The following is a 17,786-nucleotide window of genomic DNA, read 5'->3' as shown; positions in this document are numbered from 1 at the left end:
CCCCCCCCCCCCCCCCCCCCCCCCCGCCGCCCCGGGGCCGGCGCCGGCCCCCCCCCCGGCCCCCCCCCCCCGCGTGTTTGGGGGGGTTGCCCCGGGGGCCGCCCCCCCGGCGCCCCCGGGGGCCCCCCCCCCGCCCCGGCCCGGGCCGGCGCGAAACCGCGCCTCGGCCCGACGATGTTCGCCGACGTAGGCGATGCCGTGAAACGGCATGCCGCCCGGGTCAACCCCCAACGACATCAGCTCGCGAAGGCCGCCGGGCATCAGCCCCTCGCCGCATGCCTTGTCGATGGGGCTCTCGCGCGGCTCGGCAATGATCACCGAAAGCCCTTGCCGGCGAGCGTGTAACGCCGTGGCGAGGCCTCCGGGGCCGCCGCCGACAATGAGCAGGTCGGTGTCGAAGTTCATGCGCGCCGCTCTCCCCCGCAAGCGGGAGGTGCCCCCACCTCATCACTTCGTTCTGCATCGTCGCCGGCGCGGTTCGTCATGTGTAGCCCAACGCGGAGTTCTCCACGTGCACACGCACCCTCAGCAACATCGCGTTGGCCAGGGTGAAAATGGCCGCGGTCAGCCACGCCGTGTGCACCAACGGCAGCGCAAACCCTTCGGCCACCACTGCAACATAGTTCGGGTGATGCAGCCACCGGTAGGGGCCCTCTCGGACCAGCGGCGCGTCCGGTAACACGATCACCCTGGTGTTCCACCGCCGGCCCAGCGTCGTGATGCACCACCAGCGCAGACCCTGGCTCAGCACCACCACGGCCAGCATCGGCCAGCCGAGCCAGGCGATGAACGGCCGGTGCAGCGCCCAGGGTTCGACGACGCAGCCCACCAGCAGGGCGGTGTGGAGGACGACCATCACCACGTAGTGCCGACGTCCAAACTCCTTGGCGCCCTGGGCAAAAGACCACCGCGCGTTTCGCCTGGACACCACCAGCTCCGCCACGCGTTCGATCCCGACCGCCAGGATCAGCAGGTAGTACATGCCTTCACTATCTCGTGACCGGGCACTGCCACGCCAGCAGGGTTCACGTACCGGGTTACGGTGCCGCAGCTGCGTCGGTTCAAACCGGCCGGTAAACGGTTGGCTTGCGGGCATTTACGATGACGTCCATGTCCGCGCCACTGATTGTTTCCATTCGGGGCCACGTGCCTGTCCTGCACGCCGAGTCCTGGGTGGCGCCCAATGCCAGCGTGATCGGAAAGGTCAGCCTCGCCGCCAGGGTCAGTGTGTGGTACGCGGCGACGCTGCGGGCCGAGGCCGAGCTGATCGAGGTCGGGTTCGGGACCAACATCCAAGATGGCGTCACCGTCCACGTCGACAAGGAATTCCCGGTCCGCATCGGTGCCGGAGTGAGTGTCGGGCACAACGCCGTCATCCACGGGTGCACGATCGAAGACGACGCGTTGATCGGTTCGGGGGCGGTCGTCCTCAATGGCGCGCTGATCGGTGCGGGCGCGCTGGTGGCCGCCGGTGCGCTCGTGCCGCAGGGCATGGTGGTGCCGGCGCGGTCACTGGTGACCGGCGTGCCGGCCCGGGTGCAACGCGAACTCAGCGAGGCCGAGGTCGCCAACAACCGGCACAACGCAGCCGTGTACCGGCGGCTGCTCGACCTGCACCGCACCTCGACGGACGAAGCCGGCCGGTGAACCAGGCCCGCGCCTACTAGGGTCGGGAATATGCGGATTCTGGTCGCCGGTGCCGCCCCGATCACCCTGACCCCGAAGGTGCGGCTCGCATGAGCCAGTCCGGCACTCCATATCGCACCAGTGTGCTCTTCGAGCTGCGCCGTGCGATCACCAATGTCGCTGTGCCACACAACGAACCGCCCGCGGTAGTGCGGCGTCGGCGCGTCGTCGTCGGCGTCACGCTGGTGATCGGTGCCATCGTGCTGGGTTTCTCGATGCGGCGTCATCCGGGGGAATCAAGTTTCTATTGGCTGACGCTTGCGCTGGCGGCGGTGTGGTTCGTCGGCGGATTCACGTCGGGCCCGCTGCACCTGGGTGGCATCTGCTGGCGGGGGCGCAACCAGCGCCCGGTCATCTCCGGCACGACCATCGGTCTCGCCCTTGGCGGCGTCTTCGTGTTGGGCGGCTTGATCGGCCGGGAGATTCCGGCCGTCGCCGCGTTGATCACCCGGGTGCTCGCGTTCGCCCATCATGGATCGGTATGGGCGATCGTGGCGATCACGTTGATCAACGGGGTGGCCGAGGAGGTGTTTTTCCGCGGCGCGCTTTACAGCGCATTGGGCCGCCACCATCCGGCGGTCATTTCGACGGTTTTGTACGTGGCCGCGATCATGGCCAGTGGCAACGCGGTGCTCGGCTTCGCCGCGATCGTTCTCGGGACGGTGTGCGCGCTGGAGCGCCGGGCCAGCGGCGGCGTGTTGGCCCCGGCGCTGACCCACCTCGTGTGGGGGTTGATCGTGGTGCTCGCGTTGCCCCCGCTGTTCGCCGTGTGACGGCCGTCAGCGGTCGGAGAAGTCGGGGGTGCGGCGCTGCTGGAATGCCGTTGCGCCCTCGACGAAGTCGGGTGATCGCAGCAGCACCGACTGGCCGCGGTATTCACACTCGAGCGCGTTGTCCAGCTCGGTCAGCGTGGCCGCGTTGATCGCGTGTTTGGTCTTGGAGTACGCAACGACGGGTCCCGCCAACAACTTCGAGATCACCTTGTCGACCTCCGTCTCGAACTCCTCGGCGGGATAGACCGCGGTGAGTAGCCCCGCGGCCAGCGCCTCGGCGGCCGGCAACCGCTCGGCCAGCAGCGCCATGCGCATCGCGCGGATACGACCGATCGCGGCCGCGATCAACGCCGACGCGCCGCCGTCGGGCATCAACCCGATTTGGGTGAAGGCCAGCATGAAAAACGCTTTGTCAGAAGCCAATACGAGATCGCAGGCCAGGGCCAGGGAAACGCCGACGCCGGCCGCCGGGCCCTGGACGACGGCAACGACGGGCCGCGGCAGCGCCGTGATGGCGCGGATCAGCCGGTTGACCTCCAGGACGATTTCGTCGGGCGGCATTCCGCTGCCGGACATGTCGTCGGCGCTGATGCCCGCTCCGGAGCAGAAGCCGCGACCGGCGCCGCCCAGCCGCACCACCTTGACCTCCGGGTCGTCGGCCGCACATTCCATCGCGTCGGCGAGTGCGGTAATCACCGGAACGGTGAGCGAGTTCAGGCTGTCGGGGCGGTCGATGGTCACCGACAGCACGCCGTCGGCCAGCGTGACGTCAAGACCGGCTACGGGGGTCAACGCGTCGAGCACGGATTGCGACATGGCCACACCCTAGGTGACCGGGATGCGCGGCCGAGAACCGCGGCTGCGAAGATGCGAACGACGTCAAAGCAGACGAAAGGTCGGTGGATCATGGCGGGACCGCTGAGTGGACTACGCGTTGTCGAGCTGTCGGGGATCGGGCCGGGCCCGCACGCCGCCATGATCCTCGGGGATCTGGGCGCCGACGTCGTGCGCATCGACCGCCCGTCGGGCGCCCCGGGTGGTGTGGTCAAGGACGCGATGAGCCGCAACCGTCGCATCGTGACGGCCGACCTCAAGTCCGACGAGGGACGCCAACTCGTGCTCAAGCTCGTCGCCAAGGCCGACGTGTTGATCGAGGGCTATCGCCCCGGCGTCACGGAGCGCCTCGGCATCGGCCCCGAGCAGTGCGCCGCGGTAAACGAGCGGCTGATCTACGCCCGGATGACGGGCTGGGGCCAAACCGGTCCGCGCAGCCAACAGGCCGGCCACGACATCAACTACATCTCGCTGAACGGGATCCTGCACTCCATCGGCCGGGCGAACCAGCGGCCGGTGCCGCCGCTCAACCTGGTCGGCGACTTCGGTGGCGGCTCGATGTTTTTGTTGGTCGGCATCCTGTCCGCACTGTGGGAACGGCAGCGTTCCGGCAAGGGTCAGGTCGTCGACGCAGCGATGGTCGACGGCTCGAGCGTGCTGATCCAGATGATGTGGCAAATGCGTGCCTCCGGCATGTGGACCGACGAACGTGGCACCAACATGCTCGACGGCGGTGCGCCGTACTACGACACCTACGAGTGCGCCGACGGCCGCTACGTCGCGGTCGGTGCCATCGAGCCCCAGTTCTATGCGGCCATGCTGGCCGGCCTCGGCCTGGATGCCGCCAACCTGCCGCCACAGAACGACACGACCCGCTGGCCCGAGCTGCGGGCGGCGCTCACCGAGGCGTTCGGGGCCCACGATCGCGATCACTGGACGAAGGTGTTCGCCGATTCCGACGCCTGCGTCACGCCGGTGTTGGCCTTCGGTGAGGTGCAGACCGAGCCGCACATCACCGAGCGGAACACCTTCTACGAAGTCAACGGCGCGCTGCAGCCGTTGCCCGCTCCGCGGTTCTCGCGCACGGCAGCCGATACCCCGCGGCCCGCGTCGCCGGTGGCCGATGTCGAGGCCGTGCTCAGCGACTGGGTATAGTCCCCAACCAACTGGTTGGCGGGATGGATAAGGGAGGGACTCGGATGGAGATCAAGGACGCCGTAGCCGTCGTCACCGGGGGAGCGTCGGGTCTGGGCCTGGCCACCACCAAGAGGCTGCTCGACGCCGGCGCCCAGGTGGTGGTGCTGGACCTGCGCGGCGAAGACGCGGTACGCGAGCTGGGCGATCGGGCGCGTTTCGTCGAGGCCGACGTCACCGACGAGACCGCCGTGAGCGGCGCGCTCGACACGGCCGAGTCGCTGGGCCCGCTGCGCATCAACGTCAACTGTGCGGGCATCGGCAACGCCATCAAGACCCTGTCGAAAGACGGCCCGTTCCCTCTGGACGGGTTCAAGAAGGTGATCGGGGTCAACCTGATCGGTACGTTCAACGTGCTGCGGCTGGCCGCCGAGCGCATCGCCAAGACCGAACCCATCGGAGAAGAGCGCGGCGTCATCATCAACACCGCCTCGGTCGCCGCGTTCGAGGGGCAGATCGGGCAGGCCGCCTACTCGGCGTCCAAGGGCGGCGTCGTCGGCATGACGCTGCCGATCGCGCGCGACCTGTCGCGCGAGCTCATCCGCGTGGTGACCATCGCGCCGGGATTGTTCAAGACGCCGCTGCTGGGTTCGCTGCCCGAGGAGGCGCAGAAGTCGTTGGGCAAGCAGGTGCCACACCCGGCCCGGCTGGGTGATCCCGACGAGTACGGCGCCTTGGCCCTCCACATCATCGAAAATCCGATGCTCAACGGCGAGGTAATCCGCCTCGACGGCGCCATCCGGATGGCGCCCCGCTGAGGTTCACGGGCAAAGAGAAAGCCCCCCGCGTGCGGAGGGCTGTCTGGGAAACAAGTACGAAGTTACCGACGGAACCATCGGGTAATGGCGGGTTCGGCCATCAGTAGCCGCGCGAGCACGCTCATGGCGGTCAGCTTGCCGTAGGCAGCGGGTGCGAGTCTTCGAACTGCTCGGAGGTCTCACCTTCCACCAGCATGTCGCCGTGGTAAAGGGCCTCAAAGTCAGCCTTGATGACGTCGGCACTCGAGTCGTCGATCCACATGAGGATGAGCGTATGGGCCACCATTAAGGAATCTTTGAGTCACGATTCGGAAAATGGTGGCAATTTACTCGCCGGTAGGTTCGCGGGCCGCCCGGCGACGGATTGGGCCAGTCAGGGGGCCTACCTGCGGCCCAGTTTTCTTTCTAGACTCTTAGTATCGCGCAGGTTTGGTACTGCGTTGAACCATGTGGGCGGGCGTATGCGTGTTCACGGAAGGTGTCGTTTGACACCGGTAACCCTGCCGGATGGTTGCCGCGGCTCTGGGTGCGGGCGAGCGTTGCCCCGCCTGGCGGAAGGACGATCATGCTGCAGGCGACCGCTCGGCTGGCCATCGCGGCGCCTCGGCGCATCCTCGCGATCGCCGTCCTAGTCTTTGTAGCCGCCGCGATCTTCGGCGTTCCCGTCGCCAAGAGCCTGGCGCCCGGCGGTTTCCAGGATCCCGACTCCGAGTCGGCCCGCGCCATCGCCGTGTTGACCGACAAGTTCGGGCAGAGCGGTCAGCAAATGCTGATCCTCCTCACCGCGCCGGCGGGCGCCGGCAGCGAACAGGCCCGCAAGGTGGGCACCGAGCTGGTCGACGAATTGCAGCGCTCGCCGTTGGTCTACAACGTCTCCTCGCCTTGGACGGAAACTCCCGCGGGGGCCGGCGCCGATCTGGTCAGCCAGGACGGGAAATCGGGCTTGATCGTGATCAACCTCAAGGGCGGCGAAACCAACGCGCAGCAGAACGCCCAGACTCTCTCCGACGAATTCGTCCACGACCGCGACGGCGTCAGCGTCCGCGCGGGCGGCTCGGCGATGCAGTACGCCCAGATCAACAAACAGAACCAGGACGACTTGGTCGTCATGGAGGCGATCGCGATCCCGCTGAGCTTCCTCGTGCTGATCTGGGTGTTCGGCGGCCTGCTCGCGGCGGCCCTGCCGATGACCCTCGGCGCGTTGGCCGTTGTCGGCTCGATGTCGGTCCTGCGGCTGATAGCGCTCGGCACTCAGGTGTCGGTCTTCGCGCTCAACCTGAGCACCGCGTTGGGCTTGGCGTTGGCGATCGATTACACGCTGCTGATCGTGAGCCGCTATCGCGACGAGCTGGCCGAGGGCGGTGACCGAGACCAGGCACTGATCCGGACCATGGCCACGTCGGGCCGCACGGTGCTGTTCTCCGCGGTCACCGTCGCCTTGTCGATGTCGGCGACGGCGCTGTTCCCGATGTACTTCCTGAAGTCGTTCGCCTACGCCGGGGTGGCGACCGTGGGCTTCGTCGCGACCGCGTCCATCGTGATCACCCCGGCCGCCATCGTGCTGCTGGGCCCGCGACTGGACTCGCTGAACGCGCGCACGCTGGTGCGTCGGGCGCTGCCTAAAAAGATGCGGCGCCCGGATCCGGTGCACAGACCGGTCGAGCAATTGTTCTGGTACCGGTCGAGCAAGTTCGTGATGCGCCGCTGGCTGCCCCTTGGCCTGGGCGTCGGCGCCCTGCTGCTGGTGCTCGGGCTTCCCTTCATCTCGGTGAAGTGGGGGTTCCCGGACGACCGGGTCCTGCCGCGCTCGGCGTCGGCGCATCAGGTCGGTGACGAGTTGCGCACCAATTTCGCGCACGACTTTTCGACGTCGGTGCCCGTCGTCATTCCCGACGCCGCCGGCGTGGGTCCGGCCGACCTGGACCGGTACGCCGCGGACTTGTCCCGGGTTTCCGAGGTGTCGGAGGTATCGGCGCCGGGTGGGACGTTTGTGAACGGAAACCGGGTGGGACCGCCGGCGGCGGCCACCGGCATGGGCGACGGCAGCGCCTTCCTGACGGTGAGCAGCGCGGCGCCGCTGTTTTCGGCCGCCTCGGACGCGCAGCTGAAGAACCTGCGCGCGGTGCCCGGTCCGGCCGGCCGACCCGTCGAGCTGGCCGGCGTCGCGCAAGTCAACCGCGACAGCGTCGATGCCGTGACGGATCGGCTTCCGCTGGTGCTGGGCCTGATGGCCGCCGTGACCTTCGTGTTGCTGTTCCTGCTGACCGGCAGCGTGGTGATGCCGGTGAAGGCCCTGATGTGTAACGTGCTGTCGCTGACCGCGGCGTTCGGCGCGCTGGTGTGGATCTTCCAGGACGGCCATCTCGGCGCGCTGGGAACAACCCCGAGCGGCACGCTCGTCGCGAACATGCCGGTGCTGTTGTTCTGCATCGCGTTCGGGTTGTCCATGGACTACGAGGTGTTCCTGATCTCCCGGATCCGCGAGTACTGGCTGCAGTACCGGCCGGCGAAGCCAATCGCCAAGCAGGCGCACGCCGCCAACGACGAGGCCGTGGCGCACGGCGTAGCCCGCACCGGGCGGGTGATCACCGCGGCCGCGCTGGTGATGTCGATGTCGTTCGCCGCGCTGATCGCCGCGCACGTGTCGTTCATGCGGATGTTCGGCCTGGGGCTGACCCTGGCCGTGTTCGCGGACGCGACCCTGGTGCGGATGGTGCTGGTGCCGGCGTTCATGCATGTGATGGGCCGGTGGAATTGGTGGGCGCCCAAGCCCTTGGCGCGGCTGCACGAGCGGTTCGGCATCAGCGAGGGGCCGACGAATGATGTCCAACTCGAACCCGCCGGGATCGCGGCACAGCACAATGGTCACGAGGTCACGGAGTCGGTGACCAACGTCGGTTAGGGAGGGACTACGAACATGACGGCTACGGCGCCGGCATCCAGCGTCGATAATCCGTTTTTCGCCCGGATCTGGCCCCTGGTGGCCGCCCGCGAGGTCGAGGCGGTGCGGGCCCTGCGCCGGGAGAACCTGGCCGGCTTGTCGGGCCGGGTGCTGGAAATCGGTGTGGGCGTCGGGACGAACTTCCCGCTCTACCCGGATTCCGTCGAGCAAGTGGTCGCCATCGAGCCCGAGCCGCGCCTGGCCGCGCGGGCCCGCAAGGCGGCCGCCGCCGCGGGCATCCCAATCGTCGTGACCGGCGAGACCGTCGAGGCCTTCGCCGGCGCGACGCCCTTCGACGCGGTTGTGTGCTCGCTGGTGCTGTGTTCGGTGGAGGACCCCGCCATGGTGCTCGCGCGCCTGCATTCATTGCTGCGGTCGGGAGGCGAGCTGCGCTATCTCGAGCACGTGGCCAGCGCCGGTGGGCGGGGCCGGCTGCAGCGTCTCGCCGATGCGACCTTGTGGCCCAGGCTGTTTGGGAACTGCCACACCCACCGCGACACCGAGCGAGCGATCGTCGACGCCGGGTTCCGTGTGCAGAGTTCTCGGCGCGAGTGGACGCTACCGGTCTGGGCGCCGCTTCCGGTGTCGGAGTTGTTATTGGGCCGGGCGCGCCGGGCCTAGCGCGGTTAGCCCAGCAGGGCGGGCAGTCGCTGCAGCAGCTTCGGCAACGCCTGGCTCGCGGTCTCGCGCAGGCTCAGGGTGGCGGCGCCGCTCAGCGGCGTGGGTTCGGGGTTGACTTCAATCACGGCGGTGCCGCGGGCCAGCGCCAGTTCCGGCAGGCCGGCCGCCGGGTAGACGATCGCCGAGGTCCCGACCACCACCATGACGTCGGCGGTCTCCGTCGCCTCGAGCGCCCGCTGCCACGGCTCGTCGGGCAACGGCTCACCGAACCACACGATGTCGGGCCGAATCAGGCCGCCGCAACCGCAGACCGGTGGCTGGATCTCCAGCGCCGGTTCCGGCATCTCGGGCAATGCCTCGGTATACGGTGAATCGCAACGCGCACAACGGAATTCGAAAAGACTTCCGTGCAGATGGTGCACGGCGGCGCTGCCGGCGCGCTCGTGCAAGTCGTCGACGTTCTGCGTGACGACGCTGACTTCGGCATGGTCCTGCCAGTCGGCGATGGCACGGTGCCCCGCGTTGGGTTCGACGTTGGCCACCAGGTAGTGCCGCCACAGGTACCATCCCCAGACCCGTTCGGGGTTGTTGCGCCACCCTTGCGTGCTGGACAACTCGTACGGATCGAAGCGGGCCCACAGCCCGTTTTTGTCGTCGCGGAATGTCGGCACGCCGCTCTCCGCGGAGATTCCCGCGCCGCTGAGCACCGTCACTCGCATCCCCCCAAGATAGCGGTGCGTGGGTGATACTGGGGTACGTGGAGCTGGCGGACTGGTTGAAGGTCGACCTAAAGGCGCGCAGGCCGTTGTTCGACCAGCTCAGGACGCAGGTCATCGACGGGGTCCGTGACGGCGCGCTGCCGCCCGGCACCCGGCTGCCGACCGTGCGTGAGCTGGCCGGCCAGCTCGGCGTGGCCGTCAATACCGTGGCCCGCGCCTACCGGGAGCTGGAAACCGCGGCCATCGTCGAAACCCGGGGCCGCTTCGGCACTTTCGTCGCTCGCTACGACCCGACCGACGCGGCGATGGCGGCCGCGGCCCGGGAATACGTCCGCGTGGCCCGGGGACTGGGCCTGGACAAGGCCGACGCGTTGCGCTACATCGAGGATGTGCCCGACGACTGAGCAGCCGTCGAATTCTGGCCTAGCGCAAGACTTTATCCAGCGTGCGCAGGTTGCGGGTGGTGGTCGACGATTTGTAGCGCGGCTTGCCCATGGTCTTGCCGATGGTGCTGTCCAGCGTGCCGCCCTTGGGCACCTGCCAATAGACGACGCCGTCGCCGCGGCTGATCTTCTCGTCGGGGCCCGCTTTGCCACTCAGCGCGGCGAGTTCGTCGAGCACCGCCGCGTCGGCGACGAACGTGACGTAGGACTGGTACCCCTCGACCTCGCGCTCGAAGGGATAGCCGTCGCTGATGGCACGCACCGTGTCGATGTCATAGGTCAGCACCCAGGCGTCGTAGCCGAATCGCTCGCCAAGGGCCGATTCGGCTTTCTTGCGCACCGCGGCGGCCTTGGCCGAGGACTCCAGCACCACGTTGCCGGTGGCCAGGATGGTGCGCACATTCTTGAATTCCGCGTCCGTCAGCGCGGCTGCCACCTCGGCCATCTTGAGATTGACGCCGCCGACGTTGACGCCCCGCAGGAAGGCTGCGTACTTCGTCATAGTGCGATTTCACCACGACGTAGGCTTTCGACATGGGACGCCAAGTCTTCGACGACAAATTGTTGGCCGTCATCAGTGGGAACTCCCTCGGGGTATTGGCCACCATCAAGCGTGACGGGCGCCCGCAGCTGTCGAACGTGAGCTATCACTTCGACCCGCGCGAGCTGGCCGTGCGCGTATCCATCACCGAGCCGCGCGCCAAGACCCGCAACCTGCGCCGCGACCCGCGCGCGTCGCTGTTGGTCGACGCCGACGACGGATGGTCGTACGCCGTTGCCGAGGGCACGGCGGAACTGACGCCCCCGGCGGCCGCGCCCGACGACGACACCGTCGAGGCGCTGATTGCTTTGTATCGCAACATCGCCGGGGAACATCCGGACTGGGACGAGTTCCGCGAGGCGATGGTCACCGATCGGCGGGTGTTGCTGACACTGCGCGTCTCGCACGTGTACGGCATGCCGCCGGGTAAGCGGTAAATCCACGAGCCAGGCGCGGGGAGTCCGCGTTAAGCTGCCGTCATGGCCGAATCGAACTCTCAGCAAGAGGACGAGACCAAGCGCAGGTTCCGCGAAGCGCTCGACCGCAAGAAGGCGAAGTCGTCGGGCGGATCCGACCACAAGGACGGCGGCGACAAGCAGCCGCGGGCGCACGGTCCGGCCGAGAGCCGCCGCGAATTCCGCCGCAAGAGCGGCTAGAGCCGAAGGCAGCCCGCTCTGGCCCAGCACTCGGACCCTGAGGAGGAATGAATCATGGCGATCGCGTCCACCGAAATGGCCAGCGTGCGTTATCTCGTCGACGACGTGGCGCGAGCGACCGATTTCTACACCAGCCATCTCGGATTCGTTTTGGGCCATAACGCCGCACCGGCTTTCGCCGAAGTCACCCGGGGATCGTTGCGGTTGTTGCTGTCCGGACCCACCAGTTCCGGAGCGCGTCCGATGCCCGACGGCGCCACACCGGTGCCGGGTGGCTGGAATCGCATTCATCTGATCGTCGACGACATCACTGCAGAGGTTGCGCGGCTCCGCGCCGCCGGGCTCACTTTTCGCAACGACATCGTCAAAGGCCCTGGTGGGCAACAAATCCTGTTGCTAGACCCGGCAGGTAACCCGGTCGAGTTGTTCCAGCCCGCCGGCCGCTAGGGAGGCAAGCCGGTGCCGGTCGTCGACAAGAGTGCCGGCACGCATGCCACTATCGATCTTCCCCGGACTGCGCTGACTTCCACGCTATGCCGATAACTACCAAAGCGGCGGTATCAGTGTCGCTGAGCTGGCGCACGTGCATCATCACCGGCGCCGCGATGATGGTGGCGCCGATCGCGCTCAGCGCCGCGAGACCCGCTCCCTCGGCGGCCACAGAAGACCACACTGCCCTGAGCCTTCACCGTCCCCAGGCCTTGTGGTTGAGTGTGTCTGTGAAGCTCTGCTTGGCGCAGGAACCCGAGGCCGATCGACTTCTGTCCTCGAACCCGTTCGCGTTGCTGATCGGCATGCTGCTTGATCAACAGGTGCCATTCGAGACGGCCTTCGCGGGGCCAAAGAAGATCGCGGACCGACTTGGCGGCCTGGATGCCGGCCAGATCGCCGCCTACGATCCGGACAAGTTCGCCGCGCTGTGCGCGGAAAGGCCTGCGATACACCGCTTTCCGGGGTCGATGGCCAAGCGGATTCAGACCCTGGCCCAGATCATCGTGGATCGTTACGAGGGCGACGCGGCCGGGTTGTGGAAGGCCGGTGAGCCCGACGGCAAGGAGCTGCTGCAGCGGCTCAAGGCGCTGCCCGGCTTCGGTGAGCAGAAGGCCAAGATCTTCCTGGCGCTGCTAGGTAAGCAATACGGCGTGACGCCGACGGGCTGGCGGGCCGCGGCCGGGGAGTTCGGCAAGGCCGGCGCCCACCTGTCCGTCGCCGACATCGTCGACGCGCAATCGATGGGCAAAGTGCGGTCCTACAAGAAGCAGATGAAGGCAGCAGCAAAGGGAAAGGCGGCAACGTGAAGACACACCTGACGTGTCCGTGCGGCGAAGCCATCGTCGGCAAGGACGAGGACGAGCTGGTCGAACTGACCCAGGCCCACCTTGCCAGCGTTCATCCGGGCCTGGAGTACGACCGCGACGCCATCTTGTTCATGGCGTACTGACCGCGGCCTCCCGCCGGTCGGGTGGTGTTAGGGCACCACCGTCGAGCCGATGGTGGGCATGAACTGGCACTGCTTTTCCTTGGTAGTGACCTGCCCGAAGATCGTCGACATGATGCTGCCCGACCCGGTGTCGGCAATCGCTGTCAAGGTAGTTGGGCCGTCCGGGTTGATGTCGCTGCGCGGCGTGAGGGTGACGCTGCCGGACTTACCGGTGGTCAGGTTCACCCAGGTGACGTTCAGCGGCAGCTTCTGCACCTCGGCGGGCCCGGGGGTTCCGACGGCGGTGAACACATAGGCGGTCTGGCCGGGTGCGGGGCCCGGCGTCGGAATCTTGGCCGGCCCCGCCACCGAAAGCGCGGTCGCGATCGAACTACTGCCGTCCGCAAGGCAATTGGTGCCGATCGAGGGGTACATGAAGTCCTGTGTCGGCGGGGCGTCCGGTCCGAAACCGGGAGCCGCCGCGGGGGCGGCCGGCGCGGCAGCCGCTGCCGGGGCGGGTTCGGGGGCCGGCGGCGCGGCGGCGTCGGCCGCCGGCGAGGCCGGTGCTGCCACCGGCGCCGGCGGAGTGGCGACCGGCGGGGTGGCCACGGGTGCTGAGGCCGGGGCGGGGCCCGCGGCGCGGGCGGGATCAATGCCCGTCGGCAGGTGCGATTGCACGCCGGGCACTACACCGTCCGGTGGCACGTGTGGCACCGGTCCGGCATCCGTCGGGGTGACGGCATCCGGCGCGCCCGGCTCACGGACGAAATGGTTCACCGACTCGGCCACGTTCTTGGACTCGGTTGGTGCGGTCGGATTGTGGGTGAACGCCTGCGCCGCGGCCATGAGCAACTGCGTCGCTTGCGCGGGATTGCTGGCCGCCTGCTGGATGATCGGACTCAGCTGCGATAGTGCCGGCAGGCCGGGAAGCTGCTGAGCGGAGTTCTGTTGCGGTGTCGGCAGTGGCGCCGCCGGGTCGGCCGCCGCGTTCGGGCAGCGCCCTAACGCGGCAACCGATGCCGTGGCGACAGCGGCCACACCTTTGGACAGATTCCAAGTGCTTGCCACGGTGTCCTCCGGTCCTAGGTGGTGGGTGAGCTGTTTAGTGGGTTGCTCAGGGCAGGGCGGAAAGCAGCGACGGCGGGGTAAGGGGCGCCGGCGCCGCCGGTGCTGCCGCTGCCGGTGCACCCGGGACACCACCGTTGGCCAACGCCGACAGGTCGCCCGGAAGCGAAAGCTGCGGTGGCACATTCAGCGGTAAGCCCGGCAGCGCCGGCATGTTCACCCTCGCCGCCGGAGTGGCCGGTGCCGCCGGAACGGCCGGAGCTGCCGGCACGCCCGGGATCGAAACCGGCAGACCCGGAATCGCCGGAGCCGCCGGCACAGCGGGCGCCGCCGGCGCCGCCGGTGCCAACCCTGGGATCGAGTTGAGCCCCGGAAGTGCGGAGGTGGCCGCGGGAGCTACGGGTGAGGTAGCTGCCGGCGCCGTGATCCCCGGAAGCGACGGGATAGCAGCCGGAGACGAAGCCGCGGGCGCGGCCGCAGCCGGGGTCAGTCCCGGAAAGGTGATACCGGGAGCCGCCGGCGTGGCAGGCGGGGTCGCCCCGAGTGCGGTCGCGAGGTTTTGCAGAATCTGCGGCGCGTTGGCCGCAGAAGCGATCAGCTGTTGCGGAATGTTCGGTACCGGGTCCGCCGGCACGGGGTCGGCGTGGGCGATTCCGCCCGTGAGTAGCGCGGCGGACGAACCGACCAGAACGGCGGATGCCCGCATGTAGGTCCAGATGGTTGGCATGACTCTCCCTGAGTTATCGACGACAGGTCCCGGCCTGAAGGTACGTTGATGCTGGTGTGACTCAAGTGACACGTGTGGCATTTATTCGATCGTTATGGATACGTGTGACGGCGGTGATCGAGCGTGTGAGTCGATCGCTAAAGTCGGGCGGATAGACGCCACCTCGGCCGCCCCGGCGGCATCGAACACCCGGCGGCTGGCGAATCTGCTCGTCACGGCCGCGCCGGTGCTGCTAGCCGTCAGCGTCGCGGCGCGACTCGCCTGGACATACCTGGCACCCCACGGGGCAAACTTTGTCGACTTGCACGTCTACCTCGGCGGCGCGGCTGCTATCGACCACCCCGGCAGCCTGTACGGCTACACCTACGCCGATCAGACGCCGGACTTCCCGCTGCCGTTCACCTACCCGCCGTTCGCGGCCGTTGTCTTCTATCCCCTGCACCTGTTGCCGTTTGGCCTCGTGGCTTTCCTATGGCAGATCGCGACGATCGCAGCGTTGTACGGCGCGATTCGGATCAGCCAACGGTTGCTCGGCGGGGGCAGCCACCGCGTGGCGATGGCCTGGACGGCCGTCAGCATCTGGATCGAGCCGTTGCGCAGCACCTTCGACTACGGGCAGATCAATGTGCTGCTGATGATCGGGGTGCTCTGGGCCGCCTGGACCACGCGGTGGTGGCTGTCGGGACTGTTGGTCGGCGTGGCGTCCGGGATCAAGCTGACGCCGGCGATCGCCGGTGTCTACCTCCTCGGAGTCCGGCGCGTCGGCGCTGCCGTGACATCGGCGGTCGTGTTCCTTGGCACCGTCGGGATATCGGTGCTCGTTGTCGGCGATCAGGCGCGTTACTACTTCACCGACCTGCTGGGCGACGCGCGCCGGGTCGGGCCCATCGCAACCTCGTTCAATCAGTCCTGGCGTGGCGGCATTTCGCGGATCCTGGGCCACGACGCGGGATTCGGTCCGCTCGTGCTGGCCGCCATCGCCGTCACGGCGGTCCTGGCCGTCCTCGCGTGGCGGGCGCTGGACTGCTCCGATCGGCTCGGCAAGCTGCTGGTGGTCGAGTTGTTCGGGCTGCTGCTCTCGCCGATTTCGTGGACCCATCACTGGGTGTGGTTGGTCCCGCTGATGATCTGGGCGATTCACGGGCCGGTCCGCCAACGGCCCGGCGCGTCGATCGTGGGCTGGGGTTGGTTGGCGCTCACCATCGTTGGCGTGCCCTGGCTGCTGAGCTTCGCGCAGCCGAGCATCTGGCAACTCGGCCGCCCGTGGTATCTGGCGTGGGCCGGGCTGGTGTACATCGTGGCCGCGCTGGCGACCCTGATCTGGATCGCCGCCACCGGCCGCCGCGCCGTCCCGTCCGACGGGCAGCCTTCGCAGCCCGCCGAGCGGGCCGCGTCGTCGCCGGGTTAGTCCGCGAGGATCCCGTCGATATCGCGCGCCATGTCGATGTCGTTCTTGGTGATACCGCCCTCGGAATGCGTCACCAGCGCGAAAGTCACTGTCCGCCAACGAATATCGATATCTGGGTGATGGTCCTTGCTTTCCGCGTGTTCGGCCACCCGACGCACCGCGTCGATGCCGGCCAGAAAGCTCGGAAACTTTATCGACCGGCGAAGGGCACCATCGGCACGCTCCCAGCCGTCGAGGTCGGGCAGTGCGGCGTCTACTTGCTCATCCGTTAACACAGCCATACCCCGAACATACTCCGCACGCCGACCGTTGTTGGGGGTCGTAACGGCGCCGGGTTTGGGCAAGAATGTCACCATGCCACAGCGGTCGTTCGAGGATGCCAGTGCCTTCCATCGGGTGATGCGAACCTTTGCGGCCACGAAAGTCGGTGTGGCCCTTCTTCGGCCGACCGCGAACCGCCTCGACCAACTGATCACCAAGGCCACCGGCGGCAGACGCAGTTTTGCCGGGATCGCCACCGGTGTGCCGGTGGTCATCCTCACCACGACGGGCGCCAAGTCCGGCGAACCCCGCACCGTCGCGGTGTACGGAATTCCGCACCCCGATGGCCTGGCCCTCATCGCCTCCAACTGGGGCGGCGCAAAACACCCGGCCTGGTATCACAACCTGAAGGCCAACCCACAAGCCACGGTATCCATCGAGGGCGACACCTGGCAGGCCACCGCACGACGCGCCACGCCGCGCGAGCGAGACGAGATCTGGGCCAGAGGCGTTGAGCTCTATCCGGGCTGGGCGAAGTACGAAGCGCGGGCCGGAGACCGCCACATCGAGGCATTCGTCCTCACCCGGCAATGACCGGCGCCGGCATTCGGTAGCCGTCTGCCCGTTTCCCTCCTAAATACGTTGCGGCGCAGGCCCGTTTGCCCTGCTTGTCCCGTGACACTTTGCGTTTTCTCAGGATTCGCCAGCCATCTCACAGCAAGGGCGTCGAACCATGCAAAAGCATGAAGCGTCTATGTAATCAGCCAATCGCGTTGCACACCAACAAAGCACACGAAATGGTGGGTTCATGGGGCGCGCCCGACGGCGGAGCATCCGTGGCACTGATTCAGCAGAAGACTTTCTACGAAAGAGGATGACATGACGACCCAGCACCACGGGGCGATCACCAAAATCATCGTCGGCGCCGCCATCGTTCTCGGCGTCGGCGTTGGGGGCGCGGCAACCGCCCGGGCCGACGCGAATCCGGCCGGCACCGACCCGAATCCATTCGGCGCGCTCAGCTGTGGCTGCCAACAGACAGCGCCATCCGGGGGTCCCGCGATGGAGGCACAGCTAGAGCAGGGATTCTGGGCGGGGCTCACAGCCACCCCAGCCAACCGCAGCATTAGGTAAGTCCAGCCGCGCGGCCGCGACGGACGGTATACCGTCACTGGCCATGCCGACCCAGATCGTCGTCGCCGGGGCCGTCATCGCCGGCCCGACGCTCTTGGTGGCGCAACGCGTCCGGCCCCCCGAGCTCGCCGGCCGCTGGGAGCTGCCCGGCGGCAAGGTGGCGCCCGGCGAGACCGAGCGCAACGCGCTGGCCCGCGAATTGGCCGAGGAGCTGGGTCTCGACATCGACGATGTCGCGGTGGGCGACCGCCTCGGCGACGACATTGCGCTGGACGGCAGGACGACGCTGCGGGCGTATCGCGTGCGGCTGCTCGACGGGGAACCGCACCCGCATGACCATCGGGCGCTGCGTTGGGTAACGGCAGAGGAACTGCATGACGTCGATTGGGTGCCGGCCGACCGGGCCTGGTTGGCGGACCTGATTCGAGCGCTCCGAGCGAGCTCCTGACGAGCCCACAGTTTCTCCGCAGGGAACGTACAGCGCTATTGCAGCAGACACGCGTGAAACTGGAAGCTAACAAGCTCAAATAGACCCTAACCTCGATTTGCATGCCGGTAGCGATCCCGATGGTTTTCCCGACGGCGTGGGCGCTGTTTCCACGCCG

The 17,786-nt window shown here is 67.8% G+C and carries 25 protein-coding genes and 1 pseudogene; 16 read left to right on the top strand and 10 right to left on the bottom strand.

Annotated features, from left to right (window positions below):
* Nucleotides 1–132 precede the first annotated feature (132 nt).
* Together A5745_RS02500 and A5745_RS02495 are read right to left on the bottom strand one after the other, a co-directional pair.
* Nucleotides 133–405 (bottom strand): annotated as a pseudogene (locus A5745_RS02500) (NAD(P)/FAD-dependent oxidoreductase); the annotation flags it as partial.
* Nucleotides 406–481: 76 nt separating this feature from the next.
* Entirely contained in the window at nt 482–982 is a 501-nt protein-coding gene (locus A5745_RS02495) for an isoprenylcysteine carboxyl methyltransferase family protein (protein WP_076114984.1), read from the bottom strand.
* A gap of 128 nt (nt 983–1,110) precedes the next feature.
* Here A5745_RS02495 and A5745_RS02490 point away from each other — a divergent pair, with 128 nt between their 5' ends.
* Both A5745_RS02490 and A5745_RS02485 read left to right on the top strand, forming a co-directional pair.
* On the top strand, nt 1,111–1,647 hold the full coding sequence (locus tag A5745_RS02490) for a gamma carbonic anhydrase family protein (protein ID WP_076114995.1): 537 nt from the start codon (nt 1,111–1,113) through the stop codon (nt 1,645–1,647).
* Nucleotides 1,648–1,736: 89 nt separating this feature from the next.
* Complete coding sequence (locus tag A5745_RS02485; RefSeq protein ID WP_076114983.1) at nt 1,737–2,459, top strand: CPBP family intramembrane glutamic endopeptidase; 723 nt, start codon at nt 1,737–1,739, stop codon at nt 2,457–2,459.
* A 6-nt stretch (nt 2,460–2,465) separates the two neighbouring features.
* Here A5745_RS02485 and A5745_RS02480 read toward each other — a convergent pair whose 3' ends face one another.
* Nucleotides 2,466–3,275 carry an enoyl-CoA hydratase gene (locus A5745_RS02480; protein WP_076114982.1) on the bottom strand — a complete coding sequence of 270 codons (810 nt, stop codon included), beginning with the start codon at nt 3,273–3,275 and terminating at the stop codon, nt 2,466–2,468.
* A gap of 90 nt (nt 3,276–3,365) precedes the next feature.
* Here A5745_RS02480 and A5745_RS02475 point away from each other — a divergent pair, with 90 nt between their 5' ends.
* Both A5745_RS02475 and A5745_RS02470 read left to right on the top strand, forming a co-directional pair.
* Complete coding sequence (locus A5745_RS02475) at nt 3,366–4,448, top strand: CaiB/BaiF CoA-transferase family protein (protein WP_076114981.1); 1,083 nt, start codon at nt 3,366–3,368, stop codon at nt 4,446–4,448.
* A 44-nt stretch (nt 4,449–4,492) separates the two neighbouring features.
* The gene (locus A5745_RS02470) at nt 4,493–5,245 is read left to right on the top strand and encodes a 3-hydroxyacyl-CoA dehydrogenase (protein WP_076057769.1); all 753 of its coding nucleotides are present in this window, start codon (nt 4,493–4,495) and stop codon (nt 5,243–5,245) included.
* Nucleotides 5,246–5,375: 130 nt separating this feature from the next.
* On the opposite strand, the gene A5745_RS24180 is transcribed toward A5745_RS02470, so the two are convergent.
* The gene (locus A5745_RS24180; protein ID WP_170874394.1) at nt 5,376–5,531 is read right to left on the bottom strand and encodes a hypothetical protein; all 156 of its coding nucleotides are present in this window, start codon (nt 5,529–5,531) and stop codon (nt 5,376–5,378) included.
* A 279-nt stretch (nt 5,532–5,810) separates the two neighbouring features.
* Here A5745_RS24180 and A5745_RS02465 point away from each other — a divergent pair, with 279 nt between their 5' ends.
* Nucleotides 5,811–8,147 carry an MMPL family transporter gene (locus A5745_RS02465; protein ID WP_076114980.1) on the top strand — a complete coding sequence of 779 codons (2,337 nt, stop codon included), beginning with the start codon at nt 5,811–5,813 and terminating at the stop codon, nt 8,145–8,147.
* 15 nt (nt 8,148–8,162) lie between these two features.
* Nucleotides 8,163–8,807: a class I SAM-dependent methyltransferase gene (locus tag A5745_RS02460; RefSeq protein WP_076114979.1), complete on the top strand. Its 645-nt coding sequence runs from the start codon at nt 8,163–8,165 to the stop codon at nt 8,805–8,807.
* 5 nt (nt 8,808–8,812) lie between these two features.
* Here the strand turns inward: A5745_RS02460 and A5745_RS02455 are convergent, their stop codons facing one another.
* Nucleotides 8,813–9,526 (bottom strand): NAD-dependent deacylase, encoded by a 714-nt coding sequence (locus tag A5745_RS02455; protein WP_076057772.1) that lies wholly within the window; start codon nt 9,524–9,526, stop codon nt 8,813–8,815.
* 38 nt (nt 9,527–9,564) lie between these two features.
* Between A5745_RS02455 and A5745_RS02450 the strand changes: the two genes are divergently transcribed.
* Nucleotides 9,565–9,930 carry a GntR family transcriptional regulator gene (locus A5745_RS02450; RefSeq protein ID WP_076114978.1) on the top strand — a complete coding sequence of 122 codons (366 nt, stop codon included), beginning with the start codon at nt 9,565–9,567 and terminating at the stop codon, nt 9,928–9,930.
* Between the two features lie 19 nt (nt 9,931–9,949).
* Here A5745_RS02450 and A5745_RS02445 read toward each other — a convergent pair whose 3' ends face one another.
* Complete coding sequence (locus A5745_RS02445) at nt 9,950–10,471, bottom strand: DUF1697 domain-containing protein (protein ID WP_076114977.1); 522 nt, start codon at nt 10,469–10,471, stop codon at nt 9,950–9,952.
* Between the two features lie 32 nt (nt 10,472–10,503).
* On the opposite strand from A5745_RS02445, the gene A5745_RS02440 reads away from it, so the two are divergent.
* From A5745_RS02440 to A5745_RS02435, 3 genes are read left to right on the top strand one after another with little or no spacing between them, the layout of a single operon-like run.
* Nucleotides 10,504–10,947, top strand: a complete 444-nt coding sequence (locus A5745_RS02440) for a PPOX class F420-dependent oxidoreductase (RefSeq protein ID WP_076057775.1) — start codon at nt 10,504–10,506, stop codon at nt 10,945–10,947.
* 42 nt (nt 10,948–10,989) lie between these two features.
* Nucleotides 10,990–11,166 carry a DUF5302 domain-containing protein gene (locus tag A5745_RS24170; protein ID WP_139329411.1) on the top strand — a complete coding sequence of 59 codons (177 nt, stop codon included), beginning with the start codon at nt 10,990–10,992 and terminating at the stop codon, nt 11,164–11,166.
* A 54-nt stretch (nt 11,167–11,220) separates the two neighbouring features.
* Nucleotides 11,221–11,613 (top strand): VOC family protein, encoded by a 393-nt coding sequence (locus A5745_RS02435; protein WP_076114976.1) that lies wholly within the window; start codon nt 11,221–11,223, stop codon nt 11,611–11,613.
* A 49-nt stretch (nt 11,614–11,662) separates the two neighbouring features.
* Here the strand turns inward: A5745_RS02435 and A5745_RS24555 are convergent, their stop codons facing one another.
* Complete coding sequence (locus tag A5745_RS24555; RefSeq protein ID WP_175879748.1) at nt 11,663–11,839, bottom strand: hypothetical protein; 177 nt, start codon at nt 11,837–11,839, stop codon at nt 11,663–11,665.
* Between the two features lie 46 nt (nt 11,840–11,885).
* On the opposite strand from A5745_RS24555, the gene A5745_RS02430 reads away from it, so the two are divergent.
* Nucleotides 11,886–12,464: an HhH-GPD-type base excision DNA repair protein gene (locus A5745_RS02430; RefSeq protein ID WP_076057777.1), complete on the top strand. Its 579-nt coding sequence runs from the start codon at nt 11,886–11,888 to the stop codon at nt 12,462–12,464.
* Nucleotides 12,461–12,607 (top strand): hypothetical protein, encoded by a 147-nt coding sequence (locus A5745_RS02425; protein ID WP_007169078.1) that lies wholly within the window; start codon nt 12,461–12,463, stop codon nt 12,605–12,607. The genes A5745_RS02430 and A5745_RS02425 overlap by 4 nt, the downstream gene beginning before the upstream one ends.
* A 27-nt stretch (nt 12,608–12,634) precedes the next feature.
* On the opposite strand, the gene A5745_RS02420 is transcribed toward A5745_RS02425, so the two are convergent.
* On the bottom strand, nt 12,635–13,654 hold the full coding sequence (locus A5745_RS02420; RefSeq protein ID WP_076114975.1) for a hypothetical protein: 1,020 nt from the start codon (nt 13,652–13,654) through the stop codon (nt 12,635–12,637).
* A gap of 46 nt (nt 13,655–13,700) precedes the next feature.
* Nucleotides 13,701–14,378 carry a hypothetical protein gene (locus A5745_RS02415; protein WP_076057779.1) on the bottom strand — a complete coding sequence of 226 codons (678 nt, stop codon included), beginning with the start codon at nt 14,376–14,378 and terminating at the stop codon, nt 13,701–13,703.
* Nucleotides 14,379–14,472: 94 nt separating this feature from the next.
* On the opposite strand from A5745_RS02415, the gene A5745_RS02410 reads away from it, so the two are divergent.
* Nucleotides 14,473–15,786: a mannosyltransferase gene (locus tag A5745_RS02410; protein ID WP_076114974.1), complete on the top strand. Its 1,314-nt coding sequence runs from the start codon at nt 14,473–14,475 to the stop codon at nt 15,784–15,786.
* On the opposite strand, the gene A5745_RS02405 is transcribed toward A5745_RS02410, so the two are convergent.
* The gene (locus tag A5745_RS02405) at nt 15,783–16,067 is read right to left on the bottom strand and encodes a 4a-hydroxytetrahydrobiopterin dehydratase (protein ID WP_076114973.1); all 285 of its coding nucleotides are present in this window, start codon (nt 16,065–16,067) and stop codon (nt 15,783–15,785) included. The two genes, A5745_RS02410 and A5745_RS02405, sit on opposite strands and share 4 nt — an antisense overlap.
* Nucleotides 16,068–16,140: 73 nt before the next feature.
* Here A5745_RS02405 and A5745_RS02400 point away from each other — a divergent pair, with 73 nt between their 5' ends.
* The 3 genes from A5745_RS02400 (at nt 16,141) to A5745_RS02390 (ending at nt 17,629) form a co-directional block, all read left to right on the top strand.
* Nucleotides 16,141–16,641: a nitroreductase family deazaflavin-dependent oxidoreductase gene (locus A5745_RS02400; RefSeq protein ID WP_076114994.1), complete on the top strand. Its 501-nt coding sequence runs from the start codon at nt 16,141–16,143 to the stop codon at nt 16,639–16,641.
* Between the two features lie 285 nt (nt 16,642–16,926).
* The gene (locus A5745_RS02395) at nt 16,927–17,181 is read left to right on the top strand and encodes a hypothetical protein (RefSeq protein ID WP_076114972.1); all 255 of its coding nucleotides are present in this window, start codon (nt 16,927–16,929) and stop codon (nt 17,179–17,181) included.
* Nucleotides 17,182–17,224: 43 nt separating this feature from the next.
* Nucleotides 17,225–17,629 (top strand): (deoxy)nucleoside triphosphate pyrophosphohydrolase, encoded by a 405-nt coding sequence (locus tag A5745_RS02390; RefSeq protein ID WP_076114971.1) that lies wholly within the window; start codon nt 17,225–17,227, stop codon nt 17,627–17,629.
* The last annotated feature ends 157 nt before the right edge of the window (nt 17,630–17,786 follow it).

The organism is Mycobacterium sp. IS-2888 (assembly GCF_001954215.1).
GTDB lineage: Bacteria > Actinomycetota > Actinomycetes > Mycobacteriales > Mycobacteriaceae > Mycobacterium.
This window is presented reverse-complemented; position numbering and strand designations above follow the sequence as displayed.

Coding starts and splice junctions, on each gene's coding strand:
- A5745_RS02435 (WP_076114976.1), top strand. CDS start 11,221: ATGGCGATCGCGTCCACCGAAATGGCCAGCGTGCGTTATCTCGTCGAC.
- A5745_RS02410 (WP_076114974.1), top strand. CDS start 14,473: ATGGATACGTGTGACGGCGGTGATCGAGCGTGTGAGTCGATCGCTAAA.
- A5745_RS02470 (WP_076057769.1), top strand. CDS start 4,493: ATGGAGATCAAGGACGCCGTAGCCGTCGTCACCGGGGGAGCGTCGGGT.
- A5745_RS02475 (WP_076114981.1), top strand. CDS start 3,366: ATGGCGGGACCGCTGAGTGGACTACGCGTTGTCGAGCTGTCGGGGATC.
- A5745_RS02395 (WP_076114972.1), top strand. CDS start 16,927: ATGACGACCCAGCACCACGGGGCGATCACCAAAATCATCGTCGGCGCC.
- A5745_RS24170 (WP_139329411.1), top strand. CDS start 10,990: ATGGCCGAATCGAACTCTCAGCAAGAGGACGAGACCAAGCGCAGGTTC.
- A5745_RS02485 (WP_076114983.1), top strand. CDS start 1,737: ATGAGCCAGTCCGGCACTCCATATCGCACCAGTGTGCTCTTCGAGCTG.
- A5745_RS02465 (WP_076114980.1), top strand. CDS start 5,811: ATGCTGCAGGCGACCGCTCGGCTGGCCATCGCGGCGCCTCGGCGCATC.
- A5745_RS02400 (WP_076114994.1), top strand. CDS start 16,141: ATGCCACAGCGGTCGTTCGAGGATGCCAGTGCCTTCCATCGGGTGATG.
- A5745_RS24180 (WP_170874394.1), bottom strand. CDS start 5,531: ATGGTGGCCCATACGCTCATCCTCATGTGGATCGACGACTCGAGTGCC.
- A5745_RS02480 (WP_076114982.1), bottom strand. CDS start 3,275: ATGTCGCAATCCGTGCTCGACGCGTTGACCCCCGTAGCCGGTCTTGAC.
- A5745_RS02490 (WP_076114995.1), top strand. CDS start 1,111: ATGTCCGCGCCACTGATTGTTTCCATTCGGGGCCACGTGCCTGTCCTG.
- A5745_RS02460 (WP_076114979.1), top strand. CDS start 8,163: ATGACGGCTACGGCGCCGGCATCCAGCGTCGATAATCCGTTTTTCGCC.
- A5745_RS02405 (WP_076114973.1), bottom strand. CDS start 16,067: ATGGCTGTGTTAACGGATGAGCAAGTAGACGCCGCACTGCCCGACCTC.
- A5745_RS02445 (WP_076114977.1), bottom strand. CDS start 10,471: ATGACGAAGTACGCAGCCTTCCTGCGGGGCGTCAACGTCGGCGGCGTC.
- A5745_RS02390 (WP_076114971.1), top strand. CDS start 17,225: ATGCCGACCCAGATCGTCGTCGCCGGGGCCGTCATCGCCGGCCCGACG.
- A5745_RS02455 (WP_076057772.1), bottom strand. CDS start 9,526: ATGCGAGTGACGGTGCTCAGCGGCGCGGGAATCTCCGCGGAGAGCGGC.
- A5745_RS02415 (WP_076057779.1), bottom strand. CDS start 14,378: ATGCCAACCATCTGGACCTACATGCGGGCATCCGCCGTTCTGGTCGGT.
- A5745_RS02440 (WP_076057775.1), top strand. CDS start 10,504: ATGGGACGCCAAGTCTTCGACGACAAATTGTTGGCCGTCATCAGTGGG.
- A5745_RS02495 (WP_076114984.1), bottom strand. CDS start 982: ATGTACTACCTGCTGATCCTGGCGGTCGGGATCGAACGCGTGGCGGAG.